Annotated in this window: 11 protein-coding genes; 6 read left to right on the forward strand and 5 right to left on the reverse strand. The window is 39.9% G+C overall.

The window, feature by feature from the left end:
• Positions 1-133: 133 nt before the first annotated feature.
• Positions 134-1477 (reverse strand): adenylosuccinate synthase, encoded by a 1344-nt coding sequence (locus ACFFAP_RS20920; protein WP_375513010.1) that lies wholly within the window; start codon positions 1475-1477, stop codon positions 134-136.
• Positions 1478-2018: 541 nt separating this feature from the next.
• Between ACFFAP_RS20920 and ACFFAP_RS20925 the strand changes: the two genes are divergently transcribed.
• Positions 2019-2402: a hypothetical protein gene (locus ACFFAP_RS20925; RefSeq protein ID WP_375513011.1), complete on the forward strand. Its 384-nt coding sequence runs from the start codon at positions 2019-2021 to the stop codon at positions 2400-2402.
• A 263-nt stretch (positions 2403-2665) separates the two neighbouring features.
• Here the strand turns inward: ACFFAP_RS20925 and ACFFAP_RS20930 are convergent, their stop codons facing one another.
• A complete protein-coding gene (locus tag ACFFAP_RS20930; RefSeq protein WP_375513019.1) occupies positions 2666-2902 on the reverse strand; it encodes a transposase in 237 nt (78 codons plus the stop codon).
• 1025 nt (positions 2903-3927) lie between these two features.
• Between ACFFAP_RS20930 and ACFFAP_RS20935 the strand changes: the two genes are divergently transcribed.
• The 4 genes from ACFFAP_RS20935 (at position 3928) to ACFFAP_RS20950 (ending at position 10357) form a co-directional block, all read left to right on the forward strand.
• Positions 3928-6129, forward strand: coding sequence for a PAS domain S-box protein (locus tag ACFFAP_RS20935; protein ID WP_375513012.1), 2202 nt, complete (start codon positions 3928-3930; stop codon positions 6127-6129).
• A gap of 695 nt (positions 6130-6824) precedes the next feature.
• On the forward strand, positions 6825-7652 hold the full coding sequence (locus ACFFAP_RS20940) for a toll/interleukin-1 receptor domain-containing protein (RefSeq protein ID WP_375513013.1): 828 nt from the start codon (positions 6825-6827) through the stop codon (positions 7650-7652).
• Positions 7653-7661: 9 nt separating this feature from the next.
• Positions 7662-9374: a CHASE2 domain-containing protein gene (locus tag ACFFAP_RS20945; RefSeq protein ID WP_375513014.1), complete on the forward strand. Its 1713-nt coding sequence runs from the start codon at positions 7662-7664 to the stop codon at positions 9372-9374.
• A gap of 11 nt (positions 9375-9385) precedes the next feature.
• Entirely contained in the window at positions 9386-10357 is a 972-nt protein-coding gene (locus tag ACFFAP_RS20950) for a DUF928 domain-containing protein (protein WP_375513015.1), read from the forward strand.
• Between the two features lie 77 nt (positions 10358-10434).
• Here ACFFAP_RS20950 and ACFFAP_RS20955 read toward each other — a convergent pair whose 3' ends face one another.
• The 3 genes from ACFFAP_RS20955 to ACFFAP_RS20965 all read right to left on the reverse strand — a co-directional run bounded on the left by ACFFAP_RS20955 (position 10435) and on the right by ACFFAP_RS20965 (position 19413).
• Positions 10435-12840 (reverse strand): CHAT domain-containing protein, encoded by a 2406-nt coding sequence (locus tag ACFFAP_RS20955; protein WP_375513016.1) that lies wholly within the window; start codon positions 12838-12840, stop codon positions 10435-10437.
• 416 nt (positions 12841-13256) lie between these two features.
• Positions 13257-15194, reverse strand: coding sequence for a ShlB/FhaC/HecB family hemolysin secretion/activation protein (locus ACFFAP_RS20960; protein ID WP_375513017.1), 1938 nt, complete (start codon positions 15192-15194; stop codon positions 13257-13259).
• A 115-nt stretch (positions 15195-15309) separates the two neighbouring features.
• On the reverse strand, positions 15310-19413 hold the full coding sequence (locus tag ACFFAP_RS20965; RefSeq protein ID WP_375513018.1) for a filamentous hemagglutinin N-terminal domain-containing protein: 4104 nt from the start codon (positions 19411-19413) through the stop codon (positions 15310-15312).
• Positions 19414-20226: 813 nt separating this feature from the next.
• On the opposite strand from ACFFAP_RS20965, the gene ACFFAP_RS20970 reads away from it, so the two are divergent.
• Positions 20227-20346 (forward strand): helix-turn-helix domain-containing protein, encoded by a 120-nt coding sequence (locus ACFFAP_RS20970; RefSeq protein ID WP_375513020.1) that lies wholly within the window; start codon positions 20227-20229, stop codon positions 20344-20346.
• Positions 20347-21104: the final 758 nt, after the last annotated feature.

Here is a 21104-nt window from a genome sequence, read left to right on the forward strand (position 1 = left end):
GAGTTAGGAGTTAGGAGTTAGGAGTTAGGAGTTAGGAGTTAGGAGTTAGGAGTTTTGATTTAATTACTCATTTTTCACTCTTCACTCTTCACTCTTAACTCATAACTCTTCACTCTTAACTCCTCACTCTTAACTAAGCACTTAGCAGGGTAGCAGGTGTGCCGTCGGCCTGCAATAAAGCACGTTTGGGCCCGTGGATGGGGTCTTCTACAATTATGGTTTGATCGCGGCTTGCTCCTAGTGAGACGATCGCGATCGGGACTTCCATCAATTCAGCGAGGAATTTTAGATAGTCCAGTGCTTGCGGTGGCAAGTCTTCCAGGGTGCGGCAGTGGGTTGTTGACACTTTCCATCCTGGTAAGGTTTTGTAGATGGGGCGACATCTAGCAAATTCACGAGAACTTGTAGGGAAGTGTTCGCTGCGATCGCCATCTATGTTATAAGCGACACAAACTTGAATTTCCTCTAATTCATCAAGGACATCTAGTTTGGTGAGCGCCATACAATCCATGCCGTTAATCCGCACGGCATAGCGACCGATGACGGCATCAAACCAGCCGCAGCGCCGTTTGCGTCCAGTGGTTGTGCCAAATTCAGCACCGCGATCGCACAACAATTCTCCCAACTCTCCATCCAATTCCGTGGGAAATGGCCCCTCTCCCACTCGTGTCGTATAGGCTTTCGACACTCCAATTACCCGGTCAATCATTGTCGGCCCTACCCCTGTACCAACGCAAGCCCCCCCAGCCACAGGATTAGAGGAGGTGACATAAGGATAAGTTCCATGATCTAAGTCAAGCAGCGTACCTTGTGCGCCTTCAAACAAAATATTCCGCCGTCGCCCAATCGCATCGGATATTTTTAACGATGTATCAATGACGTAAGGGCGCAAGCGTTCTGCGTATCCCAAATACTCCTCAATCACCTCTTGTGCATCTAGAGGTGGCAAGTTGTAAAGCTTTTCTAAAATGACGTTTTTATAATTAATCGTCCACTCCAACTGCTCACGTAGCTCATCGGGGTTCATCAAGTCTAAAACCCGAATGCCTATACGCTCAGATTTGTCAGCATAAGTCGGCCCAATGCCCCTACCTGTCGTACCGATCTTATAGCTTCCCCGTCGTTCTTCCGATGCCTGGTCAATCAACCGATGATAAGGCATGGTTACGTGGGCTGTCTCAGATATCAGCAGGTGGTCAGTGGAAATATTTAATTCTTTTAGTTGGTCGAGTTCTGCGATCAAAATCTGTGGATCGATGACTGTTCCACAGCCGATAATGCAATCGGTATTTGGATACAAAATACCAGAGGGAATCAAGTGCAGCTTAAAGGTCTGACCTTTAACTACAATCGTGTGTCCAGCATTGACACCCCCTTGGTAACGAACCACAACATCTGCGGAACGGCTGAGTAAGTCTGTTATTTTACCTTTTCCTTCATCGCCCCATTGGGCACCTATGACAATGACGTTAGCCAAGAGCTTAAATTAAGAAGTAAAGTTTCCACAAACTACAATTATTAACACATTGCTGGAATCATGTCAAGCTTATTGCGGATATTCCCTTTGGTGGTCTGTTCCAAGCTGAACGCACCTTTGAAGGCTTGACCATTCCCTCTCGCAATAGCGGCGCGGTGGCTAGGCATTGGGCATTGGGCGTGGTGGCGAGGTGAGATATCTTTGGAAAGTCAAAAAGTTATCTGTTTTTGTATACCTGAATTTAACTGAATTCAACTGAATTGGCTAAATTTAATTGATTTTTAAGAGTTCTGAATTTAACTCAACTACGGAGTTGAAAAGCCAAGCATACTTTAAATTGTGATGAACAACAGAATAACTAGTAACCCACATTCTGCACTTCAAAAAGTAGTATTAAAAAACTACATTGAAGTAAAATTCCAAAGTCTAATTTTTTGATACATTGAGTCAGAAAAAAAATCTCTAACTCGAAAAATTCACAAATTGACAACTGCCACCGTCTTTAAGATATAAGTCTGTACAAATCTAAAGGAGATAGATCATGCCACCAGTAAATATTGATGGACTCACGTCCCCATCAGCAGGCCAAAAAAAAGCGATTCAGAACACTACGGATAAGAATAATAACACACTGATGGATCTCTTCAGGAAAAAGCTGAGTGCGGACGGAAAAGGGAATTCCTGTTCCATTGGACCTAATGAAAAAATAGACAACATTGTCACACTTGACGATTACCGCATAGACCTGCAAAAGTACAACAATAATGGGTCGGCGAACTTCGCTATTCAGACTAACGGACAAAACTCGGTGACGCTGGCAGCCCTCTTTATGCCACCAAAGAAAGATTTCGACGGAAAGGACGTGGAAGATGGTTTTTATAAGAGTTTAAATAGCAATGGCAAATCAGCTTATCAGCTTCCGTGATTGGTTCTGTTGTTGACTTAACAATTTTTTCGTACCAATTTTTTGGTTTTTTCATTATGCTTGTTTAAGCAGTTCGCTTCAAAAACTCCTGGCGATGCCACTGCAAGGCATCAACTCTAGGATTATACTTTTCTTGGGCTGGTAGGATTATGCGATAGCTTCGCTCGCCGTAGGCATCGCAACGCTGGCTTCCGGCATCACCAGGGCGTGGGGCGATAGCAGGGCTGTTTCATTCCACAAGAATAAGGAGTTTGTCAATATCATCAGAGATCAGTAGAGCGAAAAGTTTTGAAACTTTTCGCTCTACTGAATTTAGCTCCCACAGCTTCTATAGCTTCTTTAATACCAGTAACTTTGTGAGAACTGAAATTCTCCATGACAACACAAGCACCAGTCCAAAGTTGAGGTACTAAGACTTGAGTGACATAAGTATAAAATGTATTTGTATCTGTGCTGCCCTGAAATGTCATTGATTTTATGGGCGCAGTTTTTTGCCTTATGGCAAAAACAAGCGTATATTATCTGGGTTTGCTCTGTGCCAATCCTCGTAAATTGGCGAAGGTATTGGTACATGGATAGTATTTTTTTGAATCCTCTTGTATAGGCATAGCTGAAGCCTCAGCTTGACATCTATATTGTATTGATACCGTCTTGTATAAGGATATTAGCGATCGCCTATGCTACACTCTCAAACGCAACGTTGGCTTTTCTCAAGCGTTCGGAGCGTACCGGAGCGCACCGAAGGCTACAACAGGCTACATAACCCACGACATTGTATTGAGACTACCTAGACATTACCTTGACCCTGCTTTGACCTTGCTTTGACCCTACAAAGCCTCTAGAACGACGCTAGAGCCTTAAAAATCCCTTAAGCGTATTTAAAGATAACGTTTAAGGGATTAAGAGGGTGTGAGGTGTGGGGGTAAATAAAAATTTATTCGGAATGGTACACCTACCCTAAAACCAAAGGTTGTGTTGCAAAAACTGGTGGCGATCTGGGAAAATTAGCATTTGTACCTATTACCGCTCGCCCAACCCACCTCGTCCATGAACCCCAAGCACTCCTTTAAGTGGCGTCATTTCCAAAAATAATCATGAAAAAACTCATCCTCTGGCTGATCTTCGTCATTCTCTATTTTTGGCGAAGGTATTGTGAGATACAAGTCCTTTGATGACAGGCTTGATTAAAGACATTTTTAGCAGCATTAATATTGATGGGATTGAATCATGCTGCTGAGTCTTCTTGATTCAACTGCTGCAACCAATTTTTGATTTTTTAAACAAGAGACGTTGCATTGCAACTACAAATGTTATGCATAGGCAAATTCTCTGAACCAAACTGCATTGGCTATACTACTATTAAAAATGAATTTATATTAAAAATTAGCGGATTTCTTTGTGATTATTATGTATAAATCATCATCCCAAAAAATCCAGATATTTACAACTTGAAGAGATTGTATTTTGTTACCCGTGCTGTCACAATCATTAAAATATTCTCAGTATTTGCTTTTAAATTTAACAAATGGAGGGCATCTGCGGCAGAAAGGGCGATCGCATGATCAAAAAATGGTATCGAGTCCAAAAGCTAAAAGCAATATTTATCCTAGCATTGGCAGTTGTATTTACTAATGCTGTAGTCTCATATAGCAATACTGTTAAGCTGATTTGCAATCAGGAATGGGTGACATCCTCATATAAAGTGGTTACTCAACTTGAAAGTATCCAATCTACACTAAAAGATACTGAAACTGCACAACGTAGTTACTTAATTACAGCAGATGCAGATGATCTAAAAATTTATATTGCGGCTTATCAACAAACTAATAGCAATATTCAGATTCTCAGCAAGTTAACTGCTGAGAACCATCAAAAGCGTCAATGGATTTCTTTGCTGGAGCCGAAAATTATCAACAGGCTCAAAATGCTGCAACAAGAAATTTCCCTCAGACAAAACCAGGGATTTGAAGCAGTTCGGGAGCGAATCTTATCTTACAAAGACAAGCAAAGCAGCAAAGAAATCCAACAACTTATTCACGACTCTTTAGAGGTAGAGCAAAATTTATTACATCTGGGAATGCAGCAGTCGCAAGCAAGTTCCCGAAAGGGGATAGTCACATTTTTTATCGCTGCTATTGTGGATTTAGTGCTGGTGGCGCTGCTGTATGACTTGTTGTGGCGTTATATCAGGCAACTTCAGCAGACGGAACTGGCGCTACAGCAAAGCGAAAATCGTTTACGAGCCATGATAGATGCAGAACCAGAATGCATCCAGTTAATTGCCAGGGATGGCACCCTTTTAGAAATTAATGCAGAAGGGTTGGCAATAATGGAAGTGGAAAGTGCTGATGTATTGATTGGTAAACCAATTGATGCCGTAATTGTACCAGAGTATAGAGCAGCCTTTGCCGACATGCATAAAAGTATCTGCCAAGGTAACAAGGGGACTTTGGAGTTTGAAATCGTAGGATTTAAAGGTACTCGTCGCTACATAGAAACTCATGCTGTACCACTGCGTAACGAATCTGATGGTACATTCATCCATTTGGCACTGATGCGAGATATAACCCAGCAAAAACAGGCAGAACAGAAAATCCGTGAACAAGGGTTGCTGCTGGATGTATCAAGTGATGCGATTTTGGTGCGAAATATCCACAACCAAATCTTGTTTTGGAATCAAGGTGCTGAACGTCTGTACGGCTGGAAGACTGAGGAAATTATCGGTAAAAATGTTTTGCAACTTTTGTATAAAGATATTTCACCACAGCTAGAAGATGCTTACTTGAAGGTGATGAATACGGGTGAGTGGCGGGGTGAGTTGCATCAACTGACAAGGGAAGGCAAAGTAATTATTGTTGAAAGTCGGTGGACACTGATGCGAGATGATAATGAACAACCCAAATCCATTTTGAGTGTAAACACCGAGATTACGCAGCAGAAACAACTGGAAGCTCAACTTCTGCGATCGCAACGTTTGGAGAGTATCGGCATGTTAGCTGGCGGTATCGTCCATGACCTCAACAATATACTATCCCCAATTTTAATGTCAGTTCAAATATTGCAGAAAAAATTGCCCGATTCGCAGAGTCAGCAAATACTGCAAACTTTAGAAAATAATGTTAAACGCGGCGCTAATTTGCTCAAGCAAGTGTTATGTTTTGCACGGGGTATCGAAGGTAAACAGACAATTGTTCAAATTCAGCCTTTGATGGCAGAAATTGAGCAAATTATCACTCAAACATTCCCCAAATCCATCATTTGCCAGACAGATATCCCTAAAAATTTGTGGTATGTCCGTGGAGACGCAACTCAACTACATCAGGTGTTTATAAATTTAGTAGTTAATGCCCGCGATGCTATGCCCAATGGCGGTGTATTGAGGATTGCGGCCCAAAATGTGGTGATTGGTGAACATTCTGCCCAGATAAATATTGATGCTAAAGTTGGTTCTTATATTGCGATCGTGGTGACGGATACTGGTATGGGGATGTCGTCGTCAGTCCAGGAACGGATTTTTGAACCATTTTTCACTACCAAAGAGGTAGGCAAAGGTACAGGTTTAGGACTTTCTACGGTGCTGGGCATCATTAAGAATCACGGTGGTTTTGCCAATGTTTACAGTCAGGTAGGCAGAGGGACTCAATTTACAGTGTATTTGCCTGCCTCAACATCTAAAGACACACATTTGCTGTCTCCAGAATTGGAATCAGTGACAGGAGATGGCTAATTTATTTTGGTGGTGAAAGTATCACAGACTAAAAAAATGCTATCAACCAAAACTTTCTGCCCACGTTGAAAATTGGTTAACTCAGATATTGCACCTGATAAAAACATTTAGTATTAACCGAAAACAAGAAAATAAAAATAACATTTAAAAATAAAATGGAGCTTCTATTTTAGATACTAATCCAATAAACTACATTTGTTCTCAGGATATCTACAAATGACATATACAAAAACAGAAATAATGCCATCTGCATAGAGATATTTTTATATGTTAGTCAAAAATAATAAAAAAGGTTTAAGAGGTTGTTTGAAAAGTAATTGCTTGTTATTTTAGGCACTTATTGATCCCCCCTAACCCCTCTTAAAAAGGGTGGAATCGGAATCAAAGTCCCCCAATTTATCGGTGGATTTAGGGGGATCTAGAACATTTTTCTACTGACAAGAGGACTTTCAAACATCCTCTAAGAGAAAAGTATGCAACTCTTGATTATCAATATCTTAATTTTTATTTAAGAAAGATACAGCACGACGGAAATTCAGCTACGATCTCAAATAACAAGATTTGGGGGTTAATAAGTTGCTCAGAGCAACTGGTTAAAGATAGGCAAACTTCCGCCAGACTGTACTAGTTACTTAGAATGGAAAGCTGTTATGGATAAAGAAAGCTAGCCATGCAACTAAATGGTGTTATGTCCGTTGGAAATTCTCTCCCAGGGTCAGGAAAGTGAAAAAGGCAAAATAAACATGGATCTATCTGAATATCGTAAAGAGTTAGGCGATGCCATTATTAGTGCCTATCCTACCATAAGCGGGTTAAAAATAATGATCCGGGATCATTTCAAAGAAAATCCGGATGTAGTTGCTGGAGGAGAAACGCTTGATGTAAAGGTTTCTAATTGGATTGATTGGGCGATCGCTCAAAGTCTAGAACAAGAGCTTGTTGAAGCAGCATATCAAGGAAATACTAATAATAAACAATTAAAAGTAATTGCACAAAATCTAATACCAAATAGCTCAAATTTTGCTAAAAAAATAGTAAATAATCAAAAGAAATTTATAAATAACTACAGTAGTTTTGAAGTTTTCTTTTCATACTCTCATAGAGATAAAGAACTGCGAGATAAGTTAGCAACCCATCTGAGTAGTTTAAAACGGGAGCATGTAATTAGTACTTGGCATGATCGTGATATTAATGCTGGCTCTGAATGGGCAAGAGAAATTGATGATCATCTAAATTCAGCACAAATAATTCTACTGCTGATTAGTGCCGATTTTATTGCTTCTGAATACTGTTTTGATATTGAAATGAAACGAGCGATGGAGCGGCATGAAGCTGAAGAAGCTTGCGTCATCCCAATTATCCTTCGTCCAGCCGATTGGGCCGGAACACCATTTAAAAAGCTCAAAGGTTTGCCATCTTCTGGCAAACCTATAACTACTTGGGACAATCTTGATGCAGCTTTTTTAGATGTTACTCAAGGAATCCGTAAAGTAGTTGAGAAAATGAAACAACCCTTAAATTGATCTAAAAAAATGAGTCAGCAAAGTGGAACAAGCGAAATAGATATAAATCTGTCTGATCATCGAGCAAAATTAAACAAAGCTATTATTAGCGCGTATCCTACCATACCTAAATTAACAACAATGATCCGTGATTATTTCAAAGAAAATCCGGATATGGTTGCTGGGGGAGAAACGCTTGATGTGAAAGTTTCTAATTGGATTGATTGGGCAATATCTCAGAGTAAAGAAAAAGAACTTATTGAGGCAGCATATGATGGAAATACTAACAATAAAGATTTAAAAGCAATTAGACAAAAACTACTGCCAAGTCTCTTTTTAGAAGACCAATTAGATGATGAGCGAGATACAAATAATCGACCTGGCTTACAAACACTCTCTAATAAAGAAAGATCATGGCATCAGCACATACCTTTGCGTCACCTCTGTAATAAAAAAACATTCCTAACAAGTGTAGGTTTAACTACTTTAGTAGTAGTTATACGCTTGTTAGGAGTGTTTCAAGCATCAGAGCTTTTGCTTTTCGATTGGATGATGCGACTTACACCATCTGAGAAGCCGGATGAGCGCTTACTGCTCGTTAAGATTACTCCTGAAGACATTGAATATTATGCTAAAAATTCTCCTCCTAAAAATGGCGCCTCCTTATCAGACGAAATTATTCATAAACTACTATCGGAACTGCTTAAAAAAAGTCCACGAGTAATAGGCATGGATATTTATCGTTATGCTAATGCTGAAGGAAAATTAGCTGATCTAATTCGTAAAAATCAAACAGATAAACGTTTAATTTTTATTTGCAAATTTCCAGATAATAATTCAAATCCAAATGGTGGACGCCATAATCGTCCGCCTGATGTTCCATTAGAGCAAGTAGGTTTAAGCGATTTTATTTTAGATAGTGATGGAGTTATTCGTAGACAACTTATTCAAATGGGAACTCCGACTACTGAAAAAACTCAAAAGTCAACTTGTAGAAATCCAAATCCAGATAGTTTAATGAATTCCTTCAGCTTACAAGTAGCTCAAAAATACCTAAATAATATTGAGTCTGGCTTCAGTGTTTTAAAACCATTTGACACTATCTTAGAACCACTTGATATAACTACACAAGGTGGATACAGGTTAAAGATTTTAGATGGCTTTCAAATTATGTTGAATTATCGTTATCCTTATGCAGAAGATAACCAAAATAGTCATTCTGTTAATAACATTGCTCGACAATTTACTGTTCAGCAGGTATTGGAGAATGATGGTATTAATGAAAGTTTTGTAAAAGATAAAATTGTTTTAATTGGAACAACGGCTGAGGGATATGACAGTAGCTTCTCGACTCCCTTTTCTAAGGCAGGGACAGATCAAGTTATGCAGGGATTATTTATTCAGGCACAAATGGTTAGTCAGCTTGTAAGTGCAGTATTAGACAATCGGCCTTTAATAAAAGTTTGCTCTATTGAATGGGAAATCCTCTGGATTTTGTTTTGGTCATTAATTGGTGCTAGCTTACCTCAGTTGTGCAAACAACCTCGAAAACTAATCATACTAGGAGTATTTTGTATTGGGGGTTTATATCTTATCTGTGTACTCTTATTTATTTCCCCAATCAAATTTTGGATATCCTTTTATCCTTCTGGTTTAGCATTTTTAAGCACTGGAATGATGATAGGATGGTTGGAGTTACGAGATCAGAATAAAGATAAACTCATCAAACTCCGTAATGATTAAGTTTTTTCATTATGTTTTCAACTCAATTATTTGCAAATAGATGGTTTAGAGCTATCCTCAATACTAGCCTTGTAATGATTTTTTTAATAAGTTATGCTCCTCCAAGTCAAGCAGGCATTTTTGAGGATATATTAATCGTAATTTTTGGTTATAAAAAGCGAGATGTAAAAGGAGTCGCAGAAAATCGTCCTAAGGGTGGAGGTGGACGTGGAGAGTGTTCTAATTTGGCTACTGATACTAACAAACAACTAACTGCACTCATTCCACCAACTGATATATCATCAAAGGTTTCATCAGCTGGTTCATCACCATCTGTAGACCTAAAATCATCCCTCAAGGTAAGTTCATCACCTGAAAAAATCTTGCCCTCAAACAATACTATTAATGAAAAACTAAAAACAGTCCCGCTTTGGAGTAATACTTTAGAGGAAAAGCCAACTTTATGGTTTTATATTCCTTACACGTATAATGAAAAATCACAAATAGAGTACGCTAAATTTGCGCTAATAGATGAGGAAAAACACCTTGTTAAAGAACCTATTCGTTTTAAACTTCCAGAAAAACCTGGTATTGCTCAACTTCGTATACCGATAAGTTTAACAAGAGGTAAAGTTTACCAATGGTTTTTCTCAGTTGTGTGTGACGAAAATAAACCTTCTAGAAATCCCAGTGTTACAGGTTGGATTCATAGAACCGAACAAGATAATCAAAGACTAGGACAACTATCTCAGGCATATCTTTACTATGCTAAGTGGGGGTTATGGTACGATTCACTTACGAGGCTCGTTGAGGCCTACCAATCGACAAAGAAGGAAGACCAAAACCAGTCATATCCATATTTTACAAACGATGAAGTGACCAAAATTCAAAAGGATTGGTTTGATGTTTTTGAATTAGTGAACTTGAGTGATGACATTGCTAGAGAAGCTAACATTATTCAATTAGAGTGTATCCCGTCATATAATAACCAACAATGTCAGTAGTAAATTATTATTGTAGTTAACCTCAACACCTGAACCTTAGTAATTAATTTTTTGAGGTTAACTACAAGTAGATAATCTTACAACCAGTTTCCTAATAAAATGTACGGTGCCCAATATCTTGGATGTTCGCGGCCAGGTTTGTCCTTTAGTTGTTTTTGAGCTTCTTGCAAAGCTTTAGCTTTTGTCTTATCAAGAGTAACAAGCTGCTTATAAAATTCTCTAGTGAAATCAACGCTGTTTTCATCATCTAACGTCCATAAAGAAGCAATAGCGCTACGAGCCCCTGCTCGTACAGCGACGCCAGAGATTCCTAAGGCAGCTCGTTGATCTCCAGATGCAGTTTCACACGCACTTAATATAAGTAGCTCAATGGGTTCCTGCTGATTTTGAGCTTGCTTTTTGAAAACTTTATCGAGTTCATTGACTCTAATCAGTTTGTCAAAAGCCAAGATAAATGTATTTTCAGGACTAGAACTAAACTCACCGTGTGTAGCTAAGTGGAGTATTTGAAAAGCAGAAGAATTGATATTTGATTGTAGATTATCGGTTTTAAAATTATTGTCTTCGAGTTTAGTAACTGAAACTCTAGAATTAATTTTTTCAATATCATTTAATACATTTAATTCAGCTTTGACATAATTTAACTTGGGAAATTTTCGTTGTTGATTTATGTTTGATTCTGGTTCCGCTAGCCCAGCCGCCAAAATTTTGATTCTTTTATTTTGTAAAGTTGTAAAAGTTGGAATGTTTAACCTTGGGACTAGGGCAAGCGCATACTTTTCAATCAAGTATTGGGGCTTGTTATCTGGTGTAATATTGTAAACTAGTGCTGCTAATGGTATATTTCGCAAAGGTGTATCTAGAGCAAATACTAAGGTATCAATGTCTTTATTTTGAAGGTATTTTTCTGCACCTTGAAGAAGCCATTTATACACATTATTCGTTTCTTTTGTAACAGCATCAAACGTATACTCTTCTTCTAAATCTATTTGCAACTGTTTCAGTTGTTCTTCAATTTTAGTCCGATCAATATCCTCACCCTCTGTCCTATAGTGTTTTAGGGCTATATCTGTTAAATTTTTATTATTCAAATCAGTAGGTAGCTTAATAATTACCTCGATTCTATCGTCTAAGACAATTGGGGATATAAAAGCTGTTTTTTGGGTTCGCTGATTAATAATACTGTCAATATCGCTGAGGTTGTATTCAGGACAGGCTTGACGCAAGAAGTTTTCTAGCTCTGCTGCTTGGAGAGAGGAAATGACTTGGCGTGCTTTTGAGAGGTCTTTTATTTGAGGTTTGTCATCTCTGAGAAGTATATCAACATACTCGCGATAAATACCTTCAATATCCTTTTGAAAAGAAATTTGAGCATCAGGGTTACTGGTTGCTAATTCTCGGCGCAAGGATTCTAAAGTTTTAAACGTTTCTTCATAAGCTGCTTGTGCTTCATTCAAGCTTTTAACATCGTTTTGTAGGTCTTTCGTTTGTACCTGCTTTCTTGGCGGCAGTTGAGATTTGTAAATCCGCCCCAATTGCCATTGCCACTGATAAACTATATCTGCTGCCGGAATCGATTGAGCTAAGAACAAAGCGCCCTGAGTATTGGATATAGCTAATTGCAATTCCTTGCTGTCTTCATATAACTTGCCAAGATATCCTAGTGCATAAGATTCTGCTATTATATTGCCTTGTTTTTTAGCTCGGTTAAGCGTTTCTGTGAGAAAATATTTTATCTGATTTTCATCTTGACTATCTTTACTTATACGCATCAAATTCTGGACAAAGTTAAGCCTTGTGAAAAGCGTTGCGTGACTTGGTGGTAATTTATTGATTTGTTGCTGAATATTATTAATTTGCTCTAGCTGTATCGGCGGATTTTGGTTTGATAACTGCTGCTTTAAGGATTGAAAGTTATTTCTTATTAAGATATAGTTTATGCCTTTATCTAGCTTAGGTTTTAATTGGTCATCCCAACTTATTAATTGGTCATTCCAACACTTTTGCTCTGCAAAACGTAGTATCCTATATTTAATAAATAACCGATCTATAGCATCGTTTTTATTATTCTGTTTGTTGATTTTATCACTATACCAATCTTTTAAATCTAATAGGAGACTTAACTGATTCAGTTGTGCTTGCAGTTTAATAGTAGATATTTGGTCTGAAGTTGAGTCAGTGTTTTGTATAGCCTCTTCATAGGCAGATTTAGCTGCAAATGCATCTACGATCGCACAAATCAGATGCTGAGACTCTTGAGAACGGCTGTAGAAATCTTGTTCTTTGTTACTAAAAGCGCGTCTGGTGTTACCTAGATCAAGCAAATTTGCTGCTTTTTCTGGAGATTGGCTCTTATCTAAACTAATTAACAAGACCTGATTAGACAAATCTAATTCACCAAGTCCTCTTAGAATATTGCCCAAGCTGCGTAAGCCGGTGATTTTTGCAGGAGAATCTACTTGTTTATTAAAAATGTTAAACAACTGCTGACGTTTGTCTTGATCTTTGAGTTGTAGTAAATTAGTGCAGTCTTGCTCACCGTAGATTTGCACTAGTGTATTACAAGCTCGTGGGTAAAGTCCTAAAGCTTGCTCTGCTTGAGCTAGATTAATTTGATTATTGATCCTCTCAGTTTCATTTCCAACTTGACGGTAAGCAGTTGTAGCTCTTTGCCAGCAATCGATTGCGGCATCAAAGCGCCCTTGTTCGTAGCTGACTCTACCCTCTGCACTTAACTGTTCTGGGCTGAGATTTGGTGTACTTGCACAAATCAATTGTGTTGCTGGTGCTTGTATAGCGATCGCTTTCTCCCTCAAAAATATATGAATGCCAAAGACTAAAATTAGCCCAACAAGAGCAAGCAAGAGTTTGCTAATGGCACGTTTTGGGAATGTACGTTTTAAAAAGGGTTCCATAGCACAGAAAAATATAAACCGTCTTCTTGTAGAGTTCGTCCGTTTGAATCAGCAGACACGATGGGGATTCCCCAGTCAAAGCGGGCATCGATCTGATCGCTTAACTGATATCGGAACCCCAAGCCAGCAGAAGCCAGAAAACCAGGATCTATGTTGGAACCTCCAGAACTGTTCCAAGCTGTACCAATATCTACAAAAGGTATGAGTTGTAAAAGGCTCTGCTGTTGACGAAGGCGCAAAATCGGCAGGCGCAGTTCAATGGAACCGAAAGCGCCGTTATCAGCCAGCAACGCATCCTGACGGTATCCTCTGATGCTTGCTTGTCCACCCAATCCAATTTGCTCTGAGGATACAAGTCTTCTATCTGCTAGTTGCAAGTCTCCCCGCACTAATAAGGGAGTATCTTCTGCCAGAAAGCGCACCCATTGAGCTTGTCCTCGCCAAGCAAAAAAGCGTCCATCGGGGTCAGTTTGATTAATTGTGGCATTCAGTGCATCAAGTCCTAAACTGAATTGAGAACGGAATGACAAAACCGAGCGATCGCCTCTTTGTGTCCATTCTTGAAAAAAGCGGATTGCTGTGATGTTAGTGCGCCCTTTATCGTCAGCACCATCTGAGAGGGGAAAGCCTCCAGTATTTTCAAATCCCAAGAAAGTTTGGGTTTCTCGATGAGAGGCTGTTAATCCTAGAGCAAGTTCTTGACGTGGGGTTTGAATTACTGGATGGCGCAGAGTCAGTTGGTATTCATGGGAATTGGATGAAATATCTAACTCGTCAAAGGGTTTTTCAATGACATTACTTGAAGAGTAGTTATAGCTGAAACTTAGGGTAGTGTTCTGAGGAGTTAAAGGTATGGTGTAGCCAACATTTACCTCATTGCTACCGTCGGTATTTGCATAGAACAGGCTGACACTATCTTCGATACCTAACAAGTTACCTTCGGTGAGTTGAATACTACGTTGTAAGCTGCCTACACTAGGTGAGCGGTTATTATCTAATCTGACTTGGGGTTTAAAGCTTCTTGCCTCCTTCACATTAACTAATAACAGATTGCTACCAAAGCGCGAACCACTAGACAACTCCGCAGATAAACTCTCAATCAGGACATTTTGTTGCAATAGTTGCAATGCTTCGAGCAAGCGATCGCGATTCAGGGGCTTTTTATTAGCAAGTTCTAGGCGAGAGCGAATATAGTTCGGATTTAATCGTCGAGTACCAGTGATTTTAATATCTTCTAAGCTGCCTTCCGCTATTTGAATCTTGAGTGTACCTCCACCAGGCGGTAAGATTTGTTCTGGAATCAGTGCCCCGGAGGTAATATAGCCTTTATCAATATAAAGCTGGGTAATTGCCGATCGCGCTTCTAGCAGTTGGTTAAAGTTAATTTCTACAGGCGGATCTTTGTCAGTTCTAGGAAGCTTTTGACATTTATTTTCAGTATTGGAACAGAATCTGCGATCGCCCCCAGCCAGCAAAGCTTTTTCTATAGTTTGTAGTAGTTCTTCATCTTTGAAGACTGTACCTCCTACGAATTCAAACTTTGTTACCAAAAATTTTTCAGGAACTACCGCAGGGGCTTCCTCTGATGGTTGGGCTGGTTGCTTACGTAACAAGTCTTCTGAAGGAGGCGAAGGAACTTGTGGTTGTTGAGGAGGTGGAGAAGTTGGAGGAACTACATCTTGGGGAGGGGGTAGAGGTTGCGGTAAGTTTGGCGGTACAGGTACTTGAGCCACTTCTACAGCATGGGCGCTGATGGAAATAGGTAAACTCAGGGCTAATGTCGCAATAGTCAGTGGAAGTCGAGGAAATGTTTTCAAACTTTTGCTAATGCACCTTAAGCCTCGAATACCTCCCCAACCCTCTTGGGGAAGCAGGGCTGTTTCCTTCGACCTTGCCGCTCGGAAATCAATTTCCTGGTTCATAGCTAAAGTTCGTTTCAACGGACTACAAGTATTGCTAAACAAGGTTTTTAGTCTTCTTGAGATAACTGGAGCTTTTAACGTCAGGTTTACAACCCTTGGCGGTTGAACATGGAGATTATTTTCCATCGCAACCCGTGAACCTCTGCCAAGAACTATAAGAAGCAAGTTTGGATGGGTTAGCGGTGAGAATAATTTCTCCATTAGGGCCGATGTTTACACCTTGGGCTTCTACAGTGGGTACTGGGGCAAAGTTTGTAGAGCCAGTTTGCTCACCTGCATTACCTACAAGAACGCCACTACTAAGTGCTGAAGTGGGGTTTGGAGGTAAGCCGCCGCGTCCAGTGATAACGAACTGACTAGTTGCCCGTTGTCCACCCACAGGACAACCTTGGACAATCAATTTTGAAGAGTCACGCACATCTTCTGGTAACTTAATTAACCCACGATTGGGGTCTAGAATTGGTTGACCGACCGACACAATACCTGCTGCACCTGTTTGTGAAGAAGCTGCAATATAGTTTTCTTTGCTAGTAGTAAGTTCTGACGGTTTCAGCTTTGATTGAGAGAAGCCATAAATACCTGCTGTAATATTGAGTTTACCTCCCTGACCCTCTGCCGCATTTGCAGTGATTTTGTTCACAATTCCTGCCCTGGGTGGGAGTCCAATTAGCAACTTACTGTTGATATCAACGTTGCCACCTGTAGCATTGTTATTAGCATTAGCTTCTATTTTGCTTCCGTTCCACAAGATGATAAATGCAAGCGAAGGATTATCCTTGCCTTCGACGGTAATATTTGCCCCACTCTCTTGGCCTGTGTTAGCACTAAGCGTCCCATTATTTAAGAACATTTTATTTGCAAAAATATCGATATTCCCTGCTTTTCCTTCTGGGCTTGTTACAGTTATTGCAGCTTCTTTGTTCTCAATGTTCGGTTCAATTGCTTGTTTGATAGAAAGAGTATCCGCCGTGATAGATATATTACCTGCTGTACCTTTAGTCTCACTTTCAGAAGTAATAGACGCATTATCTAAGGAGAGTGATTGAGTATTGATAGTGATGTCCCCGCCGTTTCCCACAGCATCTCGCTTTTCTCCGTCAAAATTATATCTTTGTACTTTACTTTGTATGGCACGGCGGCTTGGGTTGTCGTTGGCTAGAATAACTGACTTTGCCGTTACCTCGATTGGCCCTGCATTACTTGGAGTTGAAAGAGAACCACCAGCAGTGCTGTTATCAAGAAAACCATCAGTAATCTGGAGAGAATCAGTAAGTGTAATTTTTATTTTCCCAGCATTACCTAATCCAAAAGTTTTAGCTGCTATTCCCGCATTCGGCTCGTTACCATTGTTGGTATCAGTATTGTTAGTACCATTTATGCGGAGCGATCGCGCTCTAATTGTCAGATTTCCCCCAGCACCAACAGCATCACCTAGACCGCTAGGGTCTATAGTTCCGTTTCCTAGAGTGTTGAATATGCCAGTAATCTTAGACCTGTCAGGAGAACCTATAATTGTAATATCGCCGTTGCCGACATTTATGTCTATATTTCCAGCACTGCCTATTGGAGCATTTCCAGCACTGTCTATTGGAGCATTTCCAGCACTGTCTATTGGAGCATAAGAAGGAACAAAGTCATTAACAAAAGCATTGATTTGACTGCCATTATTTAATGTGAGATTTTTAGCTTCGATACTAATTCTAAAATCCTCATCATTGAGTTTTGTTTGACTCACACCTCCCCGAAGTATTTGGGCGTTAATAAAACTTTCATTCTCAACTTTAACGTCACCGTTACTAGCAGTAATCCTAATATTACCCGGATCGCCTTTTCCAGAAGTATTAGCGTCGATAGTGACTTTATCTAAAAACACTGAACCTTGTAATGATTGCAAGCTTATTGTGTTAATTGGTGCACTATTACTGTCATCGATAACTTGATTAGAGGCTTTTATATCGGGAGATTGAATATTGTCCGCAGCAGTCAGAGTAATATTTCCAGCAACTCCATTTTCCGACTCCGCTCTGAGTTTCCATCCTGTTGTGTCAGTTAGATTCTGAACAGTTTGTACAGTCTGACCCCTCCCTATAGGAGTTACTGTAATCTGACCTTGAGAAGCTTTAAGTGTTATATTTCCACCAGTTCCCTCAGGGATAGAAGACCTTATGTCCCTAATCAAATCCCTATTTTTAATTGCCTCAATAGCAGAAGGTGTATCTTCTCCTACAAGATTTATGTTGCCAGTGTCACTAGCAATCTCTATTCTTCCTGGTATTCCCCTTCCTGTTCCATCTTCGAGTATACGGGACGCGATTTCATTTTCAATTGTTATGTCGCCTTTAGCTTTGAGAATGATGTCCCCACTCCTACCATTAGGGGTAGAGGAAACTAGCTTTCCTCTGGTGTTAATACTTCCATTCCTGCTGGTGAGAATGATATTTCCACCATCCCCATTACCTTCAGCGGCTACAAAGGACGACACTCCAGCAATAGTAACGTTACCCGAAGCTTCTAAGATTACAGAACCGGCATTACCTTCATTAGTTGAAGTAACAATATTTCCTACCTGAATGCTTCCAGGTGGTAATGGAGAAGCGCCTGAAGAATTAAAATTTGTTCCCTCTACTGATGTTGGAATATTGACAGCGTTGTCTAGTGAATCCAATCCTGCACGTAGAATAAGCGCCCGGCTGTTTCTTAAAATTACAACATCATCTGGATAACTAGGATTCGGATTGCTGGGATTTGGAGCAAATTCATCTGGACGAGTGATTGTGATGTTACCCCCAATAATGCTGCCTATTGACTCTACTTTCAACGCAGCACCTGTATAATCACCAAATTGAACATCTCCGTTAGCACTGATAATTGGGTCGTAGAGACTGACAAAATTTCCAGGTTGACCTGCTAAGTTAAGAATCGAAAAACTTCCTCTACCAGAGAAACGGGCATCTCCAGAGATATTGCCCTCACTAATCAAACTTAGATTTCCACTACTTACAAACGCTATCTGGGGATGATTCAAAGCTAAGATGTCAATGCCTTTATTACCTTGAATAGTGAAATTACCCCCTGCTTGAGCTACAAAGGGATTTGCCACACTATCCCGCACTCGCACTGTATTCCCCGCCAACAGGTTCAAATTTCCAGTTGTACCAATCTGACTCTCCACCAACGTCAGATTATGATTCGCTGTCAGTGTTGCAGTCTTAGCCGTGACGTTGCGTGCCACCACATCACCATCCACCACAGGCAAGCCAGATCCCGCCAACTCCACTTGTCTGTTGCCGTTCACCGTTAGCCCTGGACGCGATCGCTCATCAACACTTGTCAGCAACTCACTCAGAGAAGATGAGCCTACACTCGGTAAGGCTGATAGAGTTTCAATATTTAAAAATTGTGCTGATGGGCTTAGGTTCACCACACTATTACCTGGCACTGCTGCAACTGCAACCTGCCCTTCTGGTGCTGACAACTGTCCTGTACTAACAACCGTACCTCCCAGCAGGGCTAGGTTTTGCCCTGCTGAGAGGTTCCCTGAGTTCAAAATCGCACTTGGTTGTCCTTGGTTAAATTGCACTCCCAAAGGCACCGACACAGATAGTAATGGCGGGGCTGTAGGATTCGTTGCACTAAACTCTTTCCCATCCCCAAACTTCAAAGCATTCGCTGTACTACCTAAAAATGAACCATTCAGATATAACGATGCATTGGGGCCAAAAAGAATTCCGTTGGGGTTGAGCAAAAATAAATTAGCATTACCCAGTACGCCGAGTTTTCCATTAATATTTGAAGCGTTATTCCCCGTGACTCGACTGAAAATACTCTCAATCCCAGCCGGATTACTAAAATATGCTCCTTGCCCATCTCTGACATTGAATTCCTGAAAACTATGGAAAAGGTTAGCACCGCGAATAGCACCGCCTTCTATGCGATCGCTCAGTGTACCCTTGATATCAACATTCGGCGTAACAACAGAACTTTCTGCACCTAGAGTGCGATCTGGAACAATTTGAGCGATCGCACCATTCCCAGAAAAAATAACTCCGCTAATTGCAGCTAAAGTAATTCCTATCTGCCAGAATTTTAATATATTCCTGCGATCGCCTAAATCACACCTAGCCATGTTCTCTGGTTGAATGTTTGGGACGATCCAAAATCTGTACGATGTCTGTAAAGTACTCGATTCTTCCGTGACTTTCATAGGTGTAACTGCCATGATTTGCATAAATTTTCTCACTACAAGCATTGCGAGAAAAAAGATTAATGCTGTACACATCTCTTTCCCACAAGTAATTATTAGCTTGCAAATGAATCAAAATTGAAGCTGATAAATTTTTATATTGTATTTGGGTAATTTTGCAAATTTCGCCTAGCGTGAATAGATTCTGAATCTACGGCAAACTAATCAGGTTATTTTTACGTAACATTACGGATGTTATCATGGACCTCTTTTATAATCAAGCAGCAAATATCAGCTGTATTTTTCTTTTTTCGTATGAAACCACCCTGCCCAAACCCCCTTTTTAAGGCAGGGCTGTTTCATTCCCCAAAGAGCTTTAAAAATAAAGGGTTATAGCAATTAAAATTTGGTTATTTTGTTACCAACGTGCCAAAATAGATGAACTATTTTACTAATATTTAAGTGCTTAAATGTTCATCTCATCGTCACCCTTACTTACAATTTTCTGGCTAACCATCTTGACAAATCCTGTTTGAAATGGAATGAAACAGCCCTGCTTTTTAAGGGGGGAACCGGAATCAAAGTCCCCGAATTTATCAGGGGCCACTGCGTTGGGCGGCTTTGCCGCTTGAAGCACGTGGCGTGGATTTAGGGGGATCTAGAACTTTTGATATCGACAAGGGGACTTTTCAAACATCCTGTGAGATCATTCGTGAGAGGTTAAGGTCGGGTACTATTTGTGAATAAGCAATAGTACTTAAAAAATTGCAGAAAATCGGAGTTGGAAACACAATTTTTGAGCAGGCGATCGCCTAATCGACTCTTAATCTTGCTAAGGCTTTAAAAACAATTCGCATTTCTCATGAGATCACACAGTTAGAACTAGCTAAAAAACTGGGGGTGTCCAAATCATATTTATCTAAGTTCGCAAGCACCAAAAACTGCTACTCTGACACCCGCTTGCTGTAAATGTATTGCTAATTCATTAGCAGAAAATAATTCCTAAGCACCTTCTGTTTCCTTGTTAAGCAAAAGTAAATTCCCTATACCTCTAGAATCTTCTATTTCCGGTGAGGTAGAAAGAAAACGAACTTGGTTTTTTTTGTAAGCTCTTGAAATCTGACAGCAATTTGAGGTTTAGTCATAACAAATAAATATTTATTTTTTCATGCTATTAACTCCCTGACTAAGCATGGCAAATCTAAACCTCAGTTTATAAAAACTATTTACGATTGTCGATACAGATAAAGTCTTAAAAGTTCACCTAATGTTCACCTAATCTTCACATAGGGGGATTAGTGACAAGTTAAGGAAAAGCAGGATTTGTCAAGGGGAGGGGAAAAGGTAATAAATCAAGTGATTGGGTGCGATCGCAAAAATGTGAAGTGAAAAATAATTTCTTGCATAAAAATACTTAAAAAATATTTTTAAAGTAAAAAAATAACAGTTGAGTTTTGCGCGGCTCCACCCGATTTTTGTATTTTTTGAGGGGAGCCGCGCACTTTCAAATCGCTGAAACCCTTGCAAAAAGCCAAAAAAAATCGGGGGTATGTAGAGGGGTATGGTCGCTCCCCCGACCGAACATTGAGCATCCAGTTTTACAACACACCACGTTAAACACTACTCAAGGTCCATTCGTGAGGGTTAAGATAAATTGACTTTTGTCAATCAGTTAAAATACTTAAAGTTTTATTAAAAAAAATGATAATCGTGCGTGGGGGAGAGGG

The sequence above is a fragment of the uncultured Nostoc sp. genome, assembly GCF_964245575.1.
Taxonomy (GTDB): Bacteria; Cyanobacteriota; Cyanobacteriia; order Cyanobacteriales; family Nostocaceae; genus Nostoc.